General features: G+C 61.2%; 12 protein-coding genes. 10 read left to right on the top strand and 2 right to left on the bottom strand.

Translation table 11 applies throughout. The features are described from left to right. From ACOQOY_RS15820 to ACOQOY_RS15810, 3 genes are read left to right on the top strand one after another with little or no spacing between them, the layout of a single operon-like run. Positions 1-1,029, top strand: coding sequence for an ABC transporter permease (locus tag ACOQOY_RS15820; RefSeq protein WP_420586323.1), 1,029 nt, complete (start codon positions 1-3; stop codon positions 1,027-1,029). Further along, a complete protein-coding gene (locus ACOQOY_RS15815) occupies positions 1,026-2,180 on the top strand; it encodes an ABC transporter permease (RefSeq protein WP_420586322.1) in 1,155 nt (384 codons plus the stop codon). The genes ACOQOY_RS15820 and ACOQOY_RS15815 overlap by 4 nt, the downstream gene beginning before the upstream one ends. After that, the gene (locus ACOQOY_RS15810) at positions 2,177-3,532 is read left to right on the top strand and encodes a CoA transferase (RefSeq protein WP_420586321.1); all 1,356 of its coding nucleotides are present in this window, start codon (positions 2,177-2,179) and stop codon (positions 3,530-3,532) included. Before ACOQOY_RS15815 ends, ACOQOY_RS15810 begins: the two co-directional genes overlap by 4 nt. Positions 3,533-3,620: 88 nt before the next feature. Here ACOQOY_RS15810 and ACOQOY_RS15805 read toward each other — a convergent pair whose 3' ends face one another. Further along, positions 3,621-5,999: a mechanosensitive ion channel domain-containing protein gene (locus tag ACOQOY_RS15805; protein WP_420586320.1), complete on the bottom strand. Its 2,379-nt coding sequence runs from the start codon at positions 5,997-5,999 to the stop codon at positions 3,621-3,623. Between the two features lie 374 nt (positions 6,000-6,373). On the opposite strand from ACOQOY_RS15805, the gene ACOQOY_RS15800 reads away from it, so the two are divergent. The 7 genes from ACOQOY_RS15800 to ACOQOY_RS15770 are packed head-to-tail and all read left to right on the top strand — an operon-like array spanning position 6,374 to position 12,863. Further along, positions 6,374-7,588, top strand: a complete 1,215-nt coding sequence (locus tag ACOQOY_RS15800; RefSeq protein ID WP_420586319.1) for a glycosyltransferase family protein — start codon at positions 6,374-6,376, stop codon at positions 7,586-7,588. Further along, complete coding sequence (locus ACOQOY_RS15795) at positions 7,585-8,832, top strand: glycosyltransferase family 4 protein (RefSeq protein ID WP_420586318.1); 1,248 nt, start codon at positions 7,585-7,587, stop codon at positions 8,830-8,832. Before ACOQOY_RS15800 ends, ACOQOY_RS15795 begins: the two co-directional genes overlap by 4 nt. Then, positions 8,832-9,908: a glycosyltransferase family 4 protein gene (locus ACOQOY_RS15790; RefSeq protein WP_420586317.1), complete on the top strand. Its 1,077-nt coding sequence runs from the start codon at positions 8,832-8,834 to the stop codon at positions 9,906-9,908. Before ACOQOY_RS15795 ends, ACOQOY_RS15790 begins: the two co-directional genes overlap by 1 nt. Beyond that, complete coding sequence (locus ACOQOY_RS15785) at positions 9,905-10,486, top strand: histidine phosphatase family protein (RefSeq protein ID WP_420586316.1); 582 nt, start codon at positions 9,905-9,907, stop codon at positions 10,484-10,486. The genes ACOQOY_RS15790 and ACOQOY_RS15785 overlap by 4 nt, the downstream gene beginning before the upstream one ends. Continuing rightward, a complete protein-coding gene (locus ACOQOY_RS15780; RefSeq protein WP_420586315.1) occupies positions 10,486-11,625 on the top strand; it encodes a glycosyltransferase family protein in 1,140 nt (379 codons plus the stop codon). The genes ACOQOY_RS15785 and ACOQOY_RS15780 overlap by 1 nt, the downstream gene beginning before the upstream one ends. Next, positions 11,622-12,386: a polysaccharide deacetylase family protein gene (locus ACOQOY_RS15775; protein ID WP_420586314.1), complete on the top strand. Its 765-nt coding sequence runs from the start codon at positions 11,622-11,624 to the stop codon at positions 12,384-12,386. The genes ACOQOY_RS15780 and ACOQOY_RS15775 overlap by 4 nt, the downstream gene beginning before the upstream one ends. Beyond that, complete coding sequence (locus tag ACOQOY_RS15770; RefSeq protein WP_420586313.1) at positions 12,387-12,863, top strand: class I SAM-dependent methyltransferase; 477 nt, start codon at positions 12,387-12,389, stop codon at positions 12,861-12,863. Here ACOQOY_RS15770 and ACOQOY_RS15765 read toward each other — a convergent pair whose 3' ends face one another. After that, the gene (locus ACOQOY_RS15765) at positions 12,864-14,003 is read right to left on the bottom strand and encodes an alpha-D-ribose 1-methylphosphonate 5-triphosphate diphosphatase (protein ID WP_420586312.1); all 1,140 of its coding nucleotides are present in this window, start codon (positions 14,001-14,003) and stop codon (positions 12,864-12,866) included. It abuts the gene before it with no gap. Between the last annotated feature and the right edge of the window lie 44 nt (positions 14,004-14,047).

Below are 14,047 nucleotides of genomic sequence, written 5' to 3'. Positions count from 1 at the left end.
ATGGTTATGCTGCGCTATGCAGTCTATCGCTTTTTCACGATGCTGCTGACGCTGCTGGTAGTGTCGGTGCTGATCTTTGTGATCATCAACCTGCCGCCCGGTGACTACCTGAGCAACCAAATCGCGGAATTGCAGGCCTCGGGCCAATCCGCCGGTGTTGCCAAGGCTGAGTTTTTGCGCACGGAATACGCTCTGGACCGGCCGGTCTGGGAACAATACCTGATCTGGATGGGGTTCTGGCCCGGCCCCCACGGGTTCGAAGGGCTGCTGCAAGGCAACTATGGCTGGTCTTTTGAATTCGACCGCCCCGTGGCCGATATTGTAGGCGATACGCTGTGGCTGACCGTTGTGGTCAATCTGGCCGCGATTCTGTTCGTCTACGCGGTTGCGCTGCCTCTGGGCGTCCTCGCCGCGGCGCGCTCGCGGACATGGATTGACTATACTTCGGCCTTTGTCGGCTATCTGGGTCTGGCGACCCCGAACTTTTTGCTGGCTCTGATCCTGTTCTATTACGGGCACCGCTATTTCAACCTCCCCATCGGGGGCCTGATGGACCCCGTGTTCGAAGGCCAGCCAATGAGCTGGGAGAAGCTGAAGTCCATCCTCGTCCACCTGATCGTTCCGACCTTTGTGATCGGCACGTCGGGTGCCTCGGCCATGATGCAGCGCCTGCGCGCCAACATGCTGGACGAGCTGGGTAAGCCCTACGTGGAAACTGCCATTGCCAAAGGTATGGCTCCGTCGCGGATGCTGACGAAATACCCGCTGCGCGTGGCATTTAACCCCTTTGTGGCTGACATCGGCAACCTGCTGCCCTCGATGGTATCCGGCTCGGTTCTGGTCTCGGTGGTTCTGGGTCTGCAAACCATTGGCCCAACCCTGCTGACCGCGCTGAAAACGCAGGATCAGTTCCTGTCTGCCTTTATCCTGATGTTCGTGGCCTTGTTGACTCTGATCGGCACCATGATCTCTGACATCCTGCTGGTCATGCTGGACCCGCGCATCCGGTACGAGGGGCGTGAAGCATGACCCAACATCCTGACGGTCGCTATGTCGACGACGCCCCTTACGACCCGGACGCCGCCCTGCAACAGCTGGAGCGCGCCGATCTGGACGCGCCCAACTGGGTTCTGGTCTGGCGCAAGTTTCGCACCCATAAGCTGGGTCTGATCTCGGGCATCTTCCTGTTGCTGTGCTACCTGATGCTGCCCTTCGCCGGGTTCATCGCCCCCTATGGCGCCAACGAGCGTATTGACGAACATCTTTATGCCCCGCCCCAAAGCATCAACTGGTTTCATGACGGAAAGTTCTTCGGCCCCTTTGTATACCCAACTGTGATCGAGGCCGATCTTGAGACATTCCAATGGAAAGCCGTCACCGACACGGATGACCCACGCCCGATCCAGTTCTTCTGCGAAGGCGCTGAGTACAAGCTGGCTGGCCTGGTCAAGTCCGACACTCACCTGTTTTGCCCACCCGAAGGCGCGACGCTATTCCTGTGGGGGTCGGACCGTCTAGGCCGGGATGTGTTCAGCCGCATCCTCTATGGTGCGCAACTGTCACTGACTGTGGGTCTGATCGGTATCTCGATATCGTTCTTTCTGGGCATCATATTCGGGTCGATGGCCGGGTATTTCGGCGGCAAAATCGACTGGGTCATCAACCGCGTGATTGAGATACTGCGCTCGCTTCCCGAACTACCCCTGTGGCTGGCTTTGTCGGCAGCGGTACCGTCGAACTGGAGCCCCGTTGCGGTGTTCTTCATCATCTCGATCATCCTCGGCATTCTTGACTGGCCGGGCCTGGCCCGATCCGTGCGAGCGAAATTCCTGTCACTGCGCGAAGAGGAATACGTCCGCGCGGCCGAGATGATGGGCGCAAGTTCGGGCCGCGTGATCCGCAAGCACCTGCTGCCGAACTTCATGTCCCACCTGATCGCCTCGGCCACCCTGTCGATCCCGGCAATGATCCTCGGGGAAACGGCGCTCAGCTTCCTTGGCCTTGGCCTGCGCGCGCCAGCCGTCAGTTGGGGCGTGATGCTGAATGATGCGCAGAACCTTGCCTCGATCGAGATTTACCCGTGGACGGCAATCCCGATGCTGCCGATCATCGTGGTGGTGCTGGCCTTCAACTTCCTCGGTGATGGCCTGCGCGACAGTCTGGACCCATATCAGCAATGACACTTATTTCTGCTCTCCCAGCACCGGACCGCTACAAAACGACCGGTGGGGGAGCGCGCCCAAGCGCCTTTGCGGTGTCGGAACTGGCAACCGCCAGCTTTGCGGCCGTAGGGCAGGAACTGGCCCGGCTGATTGCTGCAATGAACCTTGCACCTGCCACCCCAGTGGTTTCGGTTGATCACCGGTTGGCCTCGCTCTGGTATGGGTTTTCGTTCAAGCCTGAGGGATGGGAGATGCCCAGCCTCTGGGATGCCATCGCCGGGGACTATCAGGCCTCGGATGGCTGGGTCAGGTTGCACACCAACCTGCCCCGCCACAGGGCGGCGGCTTTGAAAGTGCTGGGAACGGCTGGGACGCGGGACGCGGTGTCTGAGGCCCTCAAGCCGTGGTCCATCGCAGATCTCGAAGCTGAAATCGTGGCAGCAGGCGGCGTTGCCGCGGCCATGCGCAGCCGCACGGAATGGTTGGAGCATCCGCAGGGAAGAGCAGTCTCCCGCGCGCCCCTGATCGGCTGGGACAACCCGCGCCAGATCACGCTTCGCGACCGTCCCCAAGCGTCGGCAAGCCGCCCGCTGGCCGGTCTGCGCGTTCTGGATCTGACCCGTGTTCTGGCCGGTCCGGTCTCGACCCGGACACTGGCAGCTTTCGGGGCCGAGGTTCTGCGTATTGATCCACCCGGATGGGATGAGCCGGGCGTCATCCCCGATATCTCGTTGGGCAAGCATTGCGCCTATATGGACCTGAAGTCACCCGATGGGCTGAAGAAGCTGCACGATCTGCTGGCGCAGGCGGACGTTTTCGTCCACGGATACCGCCCCGGCGCGCTGGACGCTTTGGGCTTGACCCGCATCAAACGGGATGAGCTGGCTCCGAACCGGGTTGAAGTCACGCTGAACGCCTATGGCTGGCAGGGCCCGTGGTCTGCCCGGCGCGGGTTTGACAGTCTGGTGCAGATGAGCGCGGGCATCGCTGATGCCGGGCAAACCTGGGCCAAGGCGGACAAGCCCACCCCGCTACCGGTTCAGGCGCTGGATCATGCAACCGGCTATTTGATGGCCGCTGCGGTGGTGTCGGCACTGGCCGAGGCGGCGTCTGGGAACTCCATTATGCTCGCCCAGTTGTCTCTGGCCCGCACGGCCGAGTTGCTGGCGGCGCTTGCGAAATCTGAAGCGCAGGAAGACATCACCGGCGCAACGCCCGCCGACTTCGCGCAACAGATCGAAACCTCTGGCTGGGGCAAAGGCCACCGCCTGAAACCGGCCCTGACGGTCGGCCCTGCAAATATGTCCTGGCCGCTGCCTGCCGCCAAACTCGGAACGTCCCGACCAGTCTGGCCGTCCCTGTCGACTTGATCCAACCGCCGCGCGGCACGCGCGGCCCGGCCCAACGCTTTGGGTGGCGTCTCGTCAGAGACGCAGACCAAAGGGGCGGGAGTGCGCCCTAGCGGTCGTCGCCGCCGGGGCCGATATCGTCCAGATAGTCCTCGTCGATCGCCGCCTGCACGGCCCCAGTGACCGCTTCACGTTGTTTCGGCGTCAGGTCTTCGGATTCTTTGCCATCAGCCAGCCGCACAGTGACCTCGCGGTGGGCAAACTTGATACCTTCGCGCGCGAACAGCTCTCGGATCTCTTGATACACTTTCTTTCGCACCAGCCATTGATCGCCCGGCTTGGTCATGAATTTGACCCGGATGATCATCGCCGAATCCTGCATCTCGATCACGCCCTGAGATTTCAGCCGCTGGATAAAGTTCTCACCGATCACCGGGTCGCTCAGCAATTGCTGGCCCAGCTTCTTGATCAGCTTGCGTACCTTTTCAACGTCCGTGTCATAGGTCACGCGCAGCGGCAGCTTCATGATCACCCAATCGCGGGAATAGTTGGTCAGCACCTTGATCTCGCCAAAGGGAATGGTGTTCAGCGCACCCAGATGGTGCCGCAGCTGGAATGAGCGCACCGAGATCTTCTCGACCGTGCCCTTCACATCCCCGATGTCGATATACTCGCCCTTGCGGAAGGCATCATCCAGCAGGAAAAACGCCCCCGAGAAGATATCCCGCACCAGCGTCTGCGAGCCAAAGCCAACGGCCAGACCGACAACACCAGCGCCCGCAAACAGCGGGCTGACATTGATGCCCAGTTCCATCAGCGTGATGAGAACGATGGTGACGATTACAACGGCCAGAATTGCACCCCGGAACAGGGGTAGCAGCGTGGCCAGACGGCTTTGCCCGCCTTCGCCGCCCTCGTCACCCAGCTCGGCCTCTTCTCCGCCATCGTCGATCTCATCGGCGATTTTCGTGTCGATCCAGATGCGGAAGAAGTGGAACAGGATATAGCCAATGAACAGGATGATCATCACATCCAAGGCCCGGTCGATCGGCAGGTCTTCGCTCCAGCTGGCATCCGGGTTCCAGATCACCACCAACGCATAAAGACCCACGACAAAGGCCAGAATCCCCGCCACGCGCCGCGCCAGATCCTCATAGGTCAGGATCGTGTGCTTGCGCATCTCTGCCGCCGCCGTTTCCACAGGTTCTGCAACAACCTCGGCCTCTGCGGTTTCGGCGTTCATATCCTCCATCTGGCGGTTGCGGTCAAAATAACGCTCCAGCAGATAGTTCATCGCGCCATAGGCCACGACCACAGACATAAAGATCGCATAGCTGCTGGCCACAATCGGCAGCGAATTCTCGTTCTCCAGCACCAGATCGACGGCCAGCTTGAACCAGCTGAAAACGATATAGAGGATCAGAACCGGCGCCCAGGCATAAGAGATAAAACGCGAAATCCACGACACCTGATCCGGTGCCCGGCCACCGCGAATGGCGTTGGAAATGGCGCGGGCATTGAACAGGATCATAAGGACATTGCCCAGCGCGCCCAACATCGTCAGGCCACCATAAACCATCGCGTAGACGTTGTAGTTCAACCCGAAGTCCGCCACCCATGTGGCAAACATCACCACCGAGATATCGTAGGTGGCGATCGCCGAAGCCCAGATATACAGCCGCTTGGCGTCCCGGTCGGAAAATGGCGGCAGGCGGTACTGGCTGAGGTAAGGCGACAGGACCATTCGCCACAGATCGGACACCGTACGCGACAGGAAAAACGCCGTGAAAATCGCCGTCACCGTAAACTGGATTGAGATATTTTCGGCTTCGCCAAAGAACAGATACCCAACGATGAGGGCCATCAGCATCGCGAAGATTGTTGCTCCGATTCCCATGACAAAGCGGAACACCAGAAACGGCATCTTTTCCCGGTAGCCTTGCGGATTTTCCTTTGATCGCGCCACGACAAGCCGCTTGGCCATGCGTTTGCCGTAGATCTCAATCGACAACCAGCGCCCCAGAAGCAGGAACAGGATGTTCCAGACCAAGACCTCGACATAGGTTTGAATCCGGCCATCGGGACTGGTCTGTCGCAGGATGTACTGCACCTCGAAGATCGAATAAGGCAACGCCTGCAACCGTGACTGCATCGAGGCACGGAAATCCGAGAACCTCTCCTGCGCTTTCATCAGTTGCGATCCTTCGCCCATCGACCCGGCTTCGCCATCGCCTGCGGTTGCGTCTGCCTGCTGCGCGCCCGAGGACACGATCTGTCCGGTGCTGTCGATGACAATCACGCTTGCCCCGGCGTCGGTCGCAGCGCGGATCGCAGCAGCCAGATCACCGTCCTCGGTTGCGTCGGCTTCAGCGCCGGAACCCGAGCTATACCCGGGGATCGAAGGAACCTGTGCCGCAGCACCACTGGTGAAGGCCGCTGCGAATGCCCACACAATCAGGGCCATAGCAGCAAAAAGTCTGATTATCATCGAGTTCACTATCCAGTACACGTCTTACCGCGCAGGTTACAGAAGCCCCCAACGGTATTCAAATAGTCAGCCTGACAGCCGTTGATATCGAGTCATTTCGTGTTCGCGATGCAATGTCCATGATTAGAGTGTTTGCAACTTCGCCAAAACTGAATATGACCAACCCAGTAAAGTGGATGGGAAATGGCAGCATCAACATCACGATCATTGGACAGGAAAGGTCTGGGTGATATCGGGTCTCCGGATGTTGCCAATTCGCAATGTTCGCTGATTTTGCGTGATCGTCAGCCCCCCTTTGGCAAGCGGCGACAAAGAATATACGATAACAGGTGTAAACGCGCGGATTTGCACCTGAAAGCACGACAGGCAAAGGCATGAGCCTAGGAATACACAACGACATAAACGGCCGGGCGCCGCGCATCCTTTTCTACAGCCACGATACGTTCGGATTGGGGCATCTGCGCAGATCGCGCGCGCTGGCCTCGGCCATCACACAGGCCAATCCGCTGGCCTCGGCGCTGATCCTGACCGGGTCGCCCGTGGCAGGGCGCTTTACCTTCCCGCGGCGGGTCGACCACGTGCGTCTGCCTGGTGTGACCAAACGCGCCGACGGGTCCTATGCGGCGCGCACCATTGGCATGGGTATCGAAGAAGTGACCGAACTGCGCGCCGGTCTGATCCAGACCGCTGTCGAACAGTTCGACCCCGACGTGCTGATCGTCGACAAAGAACCGACCGGCTTTCGTGGAGAGCTGCTGCCAACACTTGAGAACCTCTTGCGTTCACAACGTACCAAGCTTGTTCTCGGCCTGCGCGATGTCCTTGACGAGCCCGAGGTGCTGGCCGCCGAATGGGAGCGTAAGGAAGCTCTTGCCGCGACCGAGCGGTTTTATGATGAAATCTGGGTGTATGGGCTGCGCTCAATCTATGACCCGACCAAAGGTCTGGCCCTCAGCAATGCCGCACAATCACGCATTCACTGGACAGGGTATCTGCGCCGCGATCTTGGGCCGGTCAGTGAGCCCCCCGAACAACCCTATATCCTGATCACGCCGGGTGGCGGTGGCGACGGAAAGGCGATGGTGAACCTTGTGCTGTCGGCCTATGAGCAGGACCCCGACCTCTCACCCCGGGCCGTTCTGGTCTATGGCCCCTTCCTGTCCGGTGAGCTGCGCGAAGATTTTGAGGCGCGTGTCGCCGCATTGAATGGCCGGGTCACGGCCGTGGGTTTTGAATCGCAGATCGAGACCCTGTTTGCCGGTGCTGCCGGAGTTGTCTGCATGGGCGGGTACAATACCTTCTGCGAGGTTCTGTCCTTTGACAAGCGCGCCGTGATCGTCCCCCGCACTACACCGCGGCTAGAGCAATGGATACGGGCCTCGCGCGCTGAAGATCTGGGGCTGGTCCGGATGCTGGACGAACAAAGCGGCGGCCTGACACCTGACGCGATGATCCGGGCCATCCGCAATTTGCCGCACCAGCACCTGCCGTCACAGGCGATCCAGCCGGGCCTTCTGGACGGGTTGGACTATGTCACCGACCGCATTGACGCCCTGCTGAACCCGGAACAGGAACGGGCCACCGGATGACCTCAAAACAACCGAAACTGGCGGTGCTGGTCAAAGGATGGCCGCGCCTCTCCGAGACGTTCATCGCACAGGAACTGGTCGCCTTGCAGGAGGCCGGGCACAGCTTTGACATCTGGTCGTTGCGCCATCCGACCGATGTGAAACGGCACCCGCTGCACGACCGCTTTGCCGGTCAGGTCCATTACCTGCCGGAATACCTTTATGACGAGCCACAGCGCGTCTGGACCGCCCGTAGCAAAGCACAAGCCCTGCCCGGCTATGCCGAAGCCTATCGCGTATGGCGGGCAGATCTGCGCCGTGACCCCAGTCACAACCGCATCCGTCGGTTCGGTCAGGCCTGCGTTTTGGCCACTGAACTGCCCGACCCGACACGGGTTCTGTATGCGCATTTCATGCACACCCCATCTTCGGTCGCGCGCTACGCCGCCATCATGCGCGGCCTGCCGTGGAGCTTTTCTGCCCACGCCAAGGACATCTGGACATCGCCCGACTGGGAAAAGGCCGAAAAACTGCGCGCCGATACCCATGGCGCGGCCTTTGGCGCAACCTGCACCGCCATTGGTGCTGAACATCTGCGCAGTCTGGCCGACACGCCTTCGCGGGTTGATCTGATCTATCACGGTCTGGACCTGAGCCGCTTTCCTGCCCCGCCCGACCGAGCGCCACGCGCACCTAATGGGTCATTTCATATGCTGTCCGTCGGTCGTCTGGTCGAGAAAAAGGGCTTTGACCGCCTGATCGACGCGTTTTCCATGCTGCCTGAAACGCTCGATTGGCACTGGACGCATATCGGTGGCGGCGCACTTGGTGCCGCGTTGCAAAACCGGGCCGAAGCAGCGGGCATTTCGCAGCGCATCACGTGGCGGGGGGCCTGCGACCAGCCCGAGGTCATCGCCGCCATGCGCGCGGCTGATCTGTTCGTGCTGCCCAGCCGGATTGCCGAGGATGGCGACCGCGATGGATTGCCAAACGTGCTGATGGAGGCCGCGTCCCAGTTGTTGCCGATCCTGTCGACTCCGGTCTCGGCCATTCCCGAGTTTATCGAAACCGGCACACACGGGATTCTGTCTGACGATGACCCGGCTGCGCTGGCCGCGGCCATTTCCGATCTGGCTGCCGACCCTGCGCAGACGGCCTTGATGGCCACTGCCGCCTATGACCGCCTGATCGCCGATTTCCGCATGGACCCCGGCATTGCCCGCTTGTCCAACCGGCTAAGTGCTTTGGGCGCGGATCGAAGCTGATGGCGCGGGTCGCCTTCTACTGCCCGATGAAAGCCCCGGACAGCCCGGTACCGTCCGGCGACCGAGAAATGGCGCGCAATCTTATGCAGGCAATAGGTGCGCAGGGCGACACGGTCGATCTGCCTTCGCGGCTGCGCATCTATGACAAGACGGGGGATGCGCAGGTGCAAGCCGCGCTGCGGGCCAAGGCTGACACAGAAGCGCAACGCCTAATCGCCGAACTGCCTGCCGACACGGCGCTTTGGGTGACGTATCACAACTATTACAAGGCCCCCGACCTGTTGGGACCGCACGTGTGCAGGGCGCGCAACATTCCCTATGTCCAACTGGAAAGCACCCGCGCAACCAGCCGCCTGAACGGCCCTTGGGCCGGGTTTGCCCAATCCGCGCATGAGGCTTGCGATGCGGCGCAGGTGATTTTTTACCACACCGCCAACGACCTGATCACTCTGGAACGAGAACGATACGCGAGCCAGAGCCTTGTCGAACTGCCGCCTTTTCTGCCCCTGTCCGACTTACCAACCGCGTCGTCCTGCGATGGTCCGATGCTGACCGTTGGAATGATGCGGCACGGTGACAAGCTGGCCTCTTACACCTTGCTAGCGCACGCCCTGACCCGGTTGAGGGGCGACTGGGCGCTGGACATCGCCGGAGACGGCCCTGCCCGCCCCGAGGTCGAGGCGCTGATGGCTCCGTTTGGGTCCAAAGTCAGGTTTCTGGGGCAATGTGACCGCGATAAACTTTGGCGGCTCTACGGTTCTGCATCGCTGCTGATCTGGCCGGGTGTGAACGAGGCGTACGGAATGATCTACCTAGAGGCGCAGGCCAGCGGTGTGCCAGTTGTCGCGCAGGATCGTCCCGGAGTTCGGGATGTGTTGGCACCCGCAGATTACCCCTCGGTCGAGGAGGGACCAGACGGGCTGGCCGCACAGGTACAGGCCCTGCTACAAGATCCAAGTTTGCGCAAATCGCGCGGGGCAGCCGCCCGCGCGCATATGGCGGAACGCCACCTGATGCCCGCTGCAACCGAGCGATTTTGGCAAGCGGCCCGACCCTTGATTGAGGTGCGATCATGACCCGACTTGCCCTGCTCCGCCACGGCCACACCGAATGGAACCGCGCCGGCCGCATTCAGGGGCGCAGCGATATCCCGTTGGACGCCGAGGCGCAGGCGGAACTGGCCGCCACGCGTCTGCCTGCGCCGTGGGATGCAGCAAATCTTTGGTCCAGCCCGCTGCTGCGTGCCAGCGAAACCGCCCGCTTGGTGGCCGGGCGCGCACCGCAGACCTCGGATGCACTGACCGAGATGAACTGGGGCGATTGGGAAGGTTTGCGCGGAGTCGATCTGATTGCTGACCCGGACAGCGGGTACCGCCACATCGAGGACTGGAGCTGGGCGTTTCGCCCTCCAAATGGTGAAAGCCCGGCTGAGGTCTGGACTCGCCTGCGCCCGTGGCTGGATCAGCTGACAGGTGACACGGTCGCCGTGTGCCACATCGGCATCATGCGGGTCATTCTGGCGCGTGCTTGGGGATGGGATTTCGACGGCCCTGCCCCCTTTAAAATCAAGCGCAACCGCTTGTATATCGTCGATATGACAACCCTAACCGCGCTGCCCGACCCGGTTCGCCTGCTAACGCCCGAGGCCCCCTGATGAAAGTGATGATCGTTGTCACCCATTTGCTGGGGACCGGGCATCTGAGCCGCGCGCTGACACTCGGCCGTGCTTTTCTGCGCGCGGGCCACGAAACCTTCGTGGTATCGGGCGGAATGCCCGCGCCGCAACTGGACAGCGCTGGGATGACATTGCTTGGCCTGCCTCCGCTACGGTCGGATGGCACTGATTTCACGCGGCTGCTGACGCAGACCGGTGACGTCGCCGATATGGCCTATCTGAAAGCGCGCGCGACCGCTTTGGTGGAGGCCGTCCAAAGCTTTGCCCCGGACGTGTTGATTACCGAGTTGTTTCCCTTTGGCCGCCGGTCTCTGCGTGACGAGTTTACGGCAGCTCTGGACGCGGCCCATGGCCTGCGGCGGCGTCCGCTTGTTCTGGGGTCGATCCGCGACATCCTCGCGCCGCCGTCAAAGCCTTCGAAGGCGGAACGAACCGAAGAGATCGTATCGCGGTATTACGACGGTATTCTGGTCCATTCGGATGAAACGGTCGTGCCGCTGGATATCAGCTGGCCGGTGACGGACGGCCTGAGGCCCTATCTGCACTATACTGGGTTTGTCGCGCCCCCAGCCCCCATGGCCCACCCGGACGCTGTCGGAGACGGCGAAGTTCTGGTCAGCGCCGGAGGCGGATCGGTCGGCCAGCCGATCTTTCGCGCGGCCATCGAGGCCGCCCAAAAGATGCCCAACAGGCGCTGGCGCCTGTTGGTGGGCGGGCAGGACGCGCGGGCGCGCATAGATCAGTTACAGCAACAGGTCGGTGATGCGCCGGTAACGCTGGAGTCGGTGCGCCCGGACTTCCGACAGATGCTGCCATTGGCAGCGGCCTCGGTCAGTATGTGCGGTTACAATACCGCACTGGACATTCTGCAATGCGGGACGCCTGCGGTCTTCATCCCGTTTGATGATGGCAAGGAAGTCGAACAGAGCCTGCGCGGGCAAAGCCTCTCTGATTTGTCCGCAATCGCTGTGCTGCCCAGCCGGGAGTTGAACGGCGAGGCCTTGGCGTGGGCGGTCGCAGAGGTGATCTCCGACCCCAAACGCCCGGTTTCAACCGAAGGCTTTGATGGCGCAGCCCGGTCCGTTGAGATCGCCACACAGCTGAGAGAGCAGGCATGACAGTGGATTGGTCCCCGCTTGACTCGGAGCTGAACCTCTGGCGCGCGCAGGGGCTGGCATTGCCCTTGTGGTGGCGCGACGATGATGCAGTGTCGCAAACACCGCAGCTTGAGAAACTGTCAAAGCTTTCCGAGTCGCTTGACCTTCCGGTGCATCTGGCCGTGATCCCGCGCGATGCGGATGCCGGTTTGTCGGAATACATCGCGCAACACCCGGTATTGACCCCGGTCGTGCATGGCTGGGCGCATCTGAATCATGCGCCGCAGGAAGAAAAGAAATCCGAATTCCGGTTGCACCGGCCAATCGAGGTCATTCTTGCAGATGCCCGCGCGGGGTTGGAGCATCTGCAAGGAAAGTTCGACACCTTGTGCCCGATGTTTGTGCCTCCCTGGAACCGTATAGCGCCAGAAGCGGTGCGCGAGTTGCCCAGCCTGGGCTATCGGATCATTTCAACCGCAACACCGCGGACAACCCGCAACCCGGCACCAGGGTTGGAACAGATTAACACCCATCTGGACCCGATTGACTGGCGTGGCACGCGCGGGTTGATCGCACCCGACAAGCTGATCGCCCTAACAACCACGCTGCTGCGCGACCGGCGCGAAGGGCGCGCCGACAATACGGAGCCGTTTGGTGTGCTGACCCATCATCTGGTCCATGATCAGGACATCTGGACCTTTACCGAAACCCTGCTGCGCAGGCTTCTGAATGGCCCGGGCGTCGTCTGGACCGCTGTGCATGACCCAACCGGAGAGATGTGAATGAGTCGACTGGATTCCATGCTGCGCCGCCTGACCGCGCAGCGCGACGGGCTGAATTGGGCCGTGGCGCAAATCCGCGATATGGAGGGCGATGTTCTGGATATGGGGCTCGGCAATGGCCGCACATACGATCACCTGCGGGAGATCCTGCCAGATCGACGTATCTGGGTGATGGACCGGGTGCTGCAATGCCATCCTTCCAGCACCCCTCCGGCCGAGGACTTTTTGCAGGGCGAAGCCGAACCCATGCTTGAGAAGCTGGCTGCTGGCGGGTCAAAGATTGCGCTGGCGCATTATGATTTCGGACGTGGCATCAAAGAGGACGACGTGGCCGAAGCAGCACGGCTCAGCCCCCTGATTGCGCGGGTGATGCAGCCCAAAGGGTTACTGATTTCGGGACAGCCTCTGGTCGGGTTCGAGCAGATTGCCGGGCCGGACTCCATCGCGCCGGACCGATATCTGTTCTACCGCGCCTGATCAGGCAACACGCCGCCCGCGGGACCACACACCGTTCAGTGCGGGTGCACCATGGCGCAGGCTGAACCGGATCATGTCCGCGCGTGCTCCGGCGCGTAACGCACCGCGATCCTCCAGCCCGACGGCTTGTGCGGGTGTCTGCGTCACGGTCCGCAGACCACGGGCCATATCCCCCCAAATATCCCCTAGACGGACTGCCGACAGCAAAAGCGCGGCAGGGACGTAATCCGAGGACAGAATGTCGAGATGGCCCAGATCGGCCAGTTCCTGCGCTGCGACATTGCCGGAATGGGACCCGCCCCGGATCACGTTCGGCGCGCCCATCATCACCTTGATACCGTGGTCATGACAGGCCCGCGCGGCCTCGACCGTGGTGGGAAATTCGGCCAGCTTGATCCCGTGCCCGGCCGACACCCGGACCTGTTCATCCGTCGTATCATCATGGCTGGCCAACATTGCGCCAAAGCGTTTGGCGGCTTTCACGGTCTCAACCTCATGCCGGTCGCCGTTCTTGTCGCGCAGCGCCCTGAGTTGCGCGATATGTTGCAGGAACTCGTCGTCATTCATGCTGTGCTTGCCCTTCATATAGGCTTCGAGCTGCGACATATCCCGGAACTGCCGCTGCCCCGGCGTGTGATCCATCAATGAGACCAGACCAACACGATCCTCGGGGCCAAACTCGTCCAGCTCATCTACCAGCGTTTCCGAACAGACCTCGGCCCGCAGATGCAGGAAATGGCTGATCTTCAGGGCATCCTGTTCGCGCAATTGCCACAGTTCCCGGGACAGGTTACGCGCGTATTTCTTGTACCGGCTGCCGCTTGGGATCGAGCCGATACGCATCGCGTCGAACACGGTGGTGATCCCGGTACTGGCCAGTTCCGCATCATGGGCCAGAATCGCGGCCGCATGGGGCCAGTCGACCTTTGGACGCGGCTGGATGTGACGTTCCAGGTTGTCGGTGTGCAACTCGACCAGACCGGGGCAGACATAGTCGCCGTTGCAATCAATTGCCCTGGCCGGAACCGCCGCGCCCGTGGCGACGTCGGTTATCGTCTCACCGGTGATACGAACGCTGCCTGTTACCGTCTCATGCGGAAGAACAAGCGTGGCATTGGCAAGGATCATTTCTTCTGTCATCTGAACTTCACACGATCTGAGCTATTGGGAAGGCCACGCATAGG

The sequence above is a fragment of the Ruegeria sp. genome (assembly GCF_965221235.1).
Lineage (GTDB): Bacteria > Pseudomonadota > Alphaproteobacteria > Rhodobacterales > Rhodobacteraceae > Ruegeria.
This window is presented reverse-complemented; position numbering and strand designations above follow the sequence as displayed.

What these genes read in the sequence shown, in the direction of transcription:
- ACOQOY_RS15790 (WP_420586317.1), top strand. Translation starts at nt 8,832, where the DNA reads ATGGCGCGGGTCGCCTTCTACTGCCCGATGAAAGCCCCGGACAGCCCG.
- ACOQOY_RS15775 (WP_420586314.1), top strand. Translation starts at nt 11,622, where the DNA reads ATGACAGTGGATTGGTCCCCGCTTGACTCGGAGCTGAACCTCTGGCGC.
- ACOQOY_RS15770 (WP_420586313.1), top strand. Translation starts at nt 12,387, where the DNA reads ATGAGTCGACTGGATTCCATGCTGCGCCGCCTGACCGCGCAGCGCGAC.
- ACOQOY_RS15765 (WP_420586312.1), bottom strand. Translation starts at nt 14,003, where the DNA reads ATGACAGAAGAAATGATCCTTGCCAATGCCACGCTTGTTCTTCCGCAT.
- ACOQOY_RS15815 (WP_420586322.1), top strand. Translation starts at nt 1,026, where the DNA reads ATGACCCAACATCCTGACGGTCGCTATGTCGACGACGCCCCTTACGAC.
- ACOQOY_RS15810 (WP_420586321.1), top strand. Translation starts at nt 2,177, where the DNA reads ATGACACTTATTTCTGCTCTCCCAGCACCGGACCGCTACAAAACGACC.
- ACOQOY_RS15820 (WP_420586323.1), top strand. Translation starts at nt 1, where the DNA reads ATGGTTATGCTGCGCTATGCAGTCTATCGCTTTTTCACGATGCTGCTG.
- ACOQOY_RS15800 (WP_420586319.1), top strand. Translation starts at nt 6,374, where the DNA reads ATGAGCCTAGGAATACACAACGACATAAACGGCCGGGCGCCGCGCATC.
- ACOQOY_RS15780 (WP_420586315.1), top strand. Translation starts at nt 10,486, where the DNA reads ATGAAAGTGATGATCGTTGTCACCCATTTGCTGGGGACCGGGCATCTG.
- ACOQOY_RS15785 (WP_420586316.1), top strand. Translation starts at nt 9,905, where the DNA reads ATGACCCGACTTGCCCTGCTCCGCCACGGCCACACCGAATGGAACCGC.
- ACOQOY_RS15795 (WP_420586318.1), top strand. Translation starts at nt 7,585, where the DNA reads ATGACCTCAAAACAACCGAAACTGGCGGTGCTGGTCAAAGGATGGCCG.
- ACOQOY_RS15805 (WP_420586320.1), bottom strand. Translation starts at nt 5,999, where the DNA reads ATGATAATCAGACTTTTTGCTGCTATGGCCCTGATTGTGTGGGCATTC.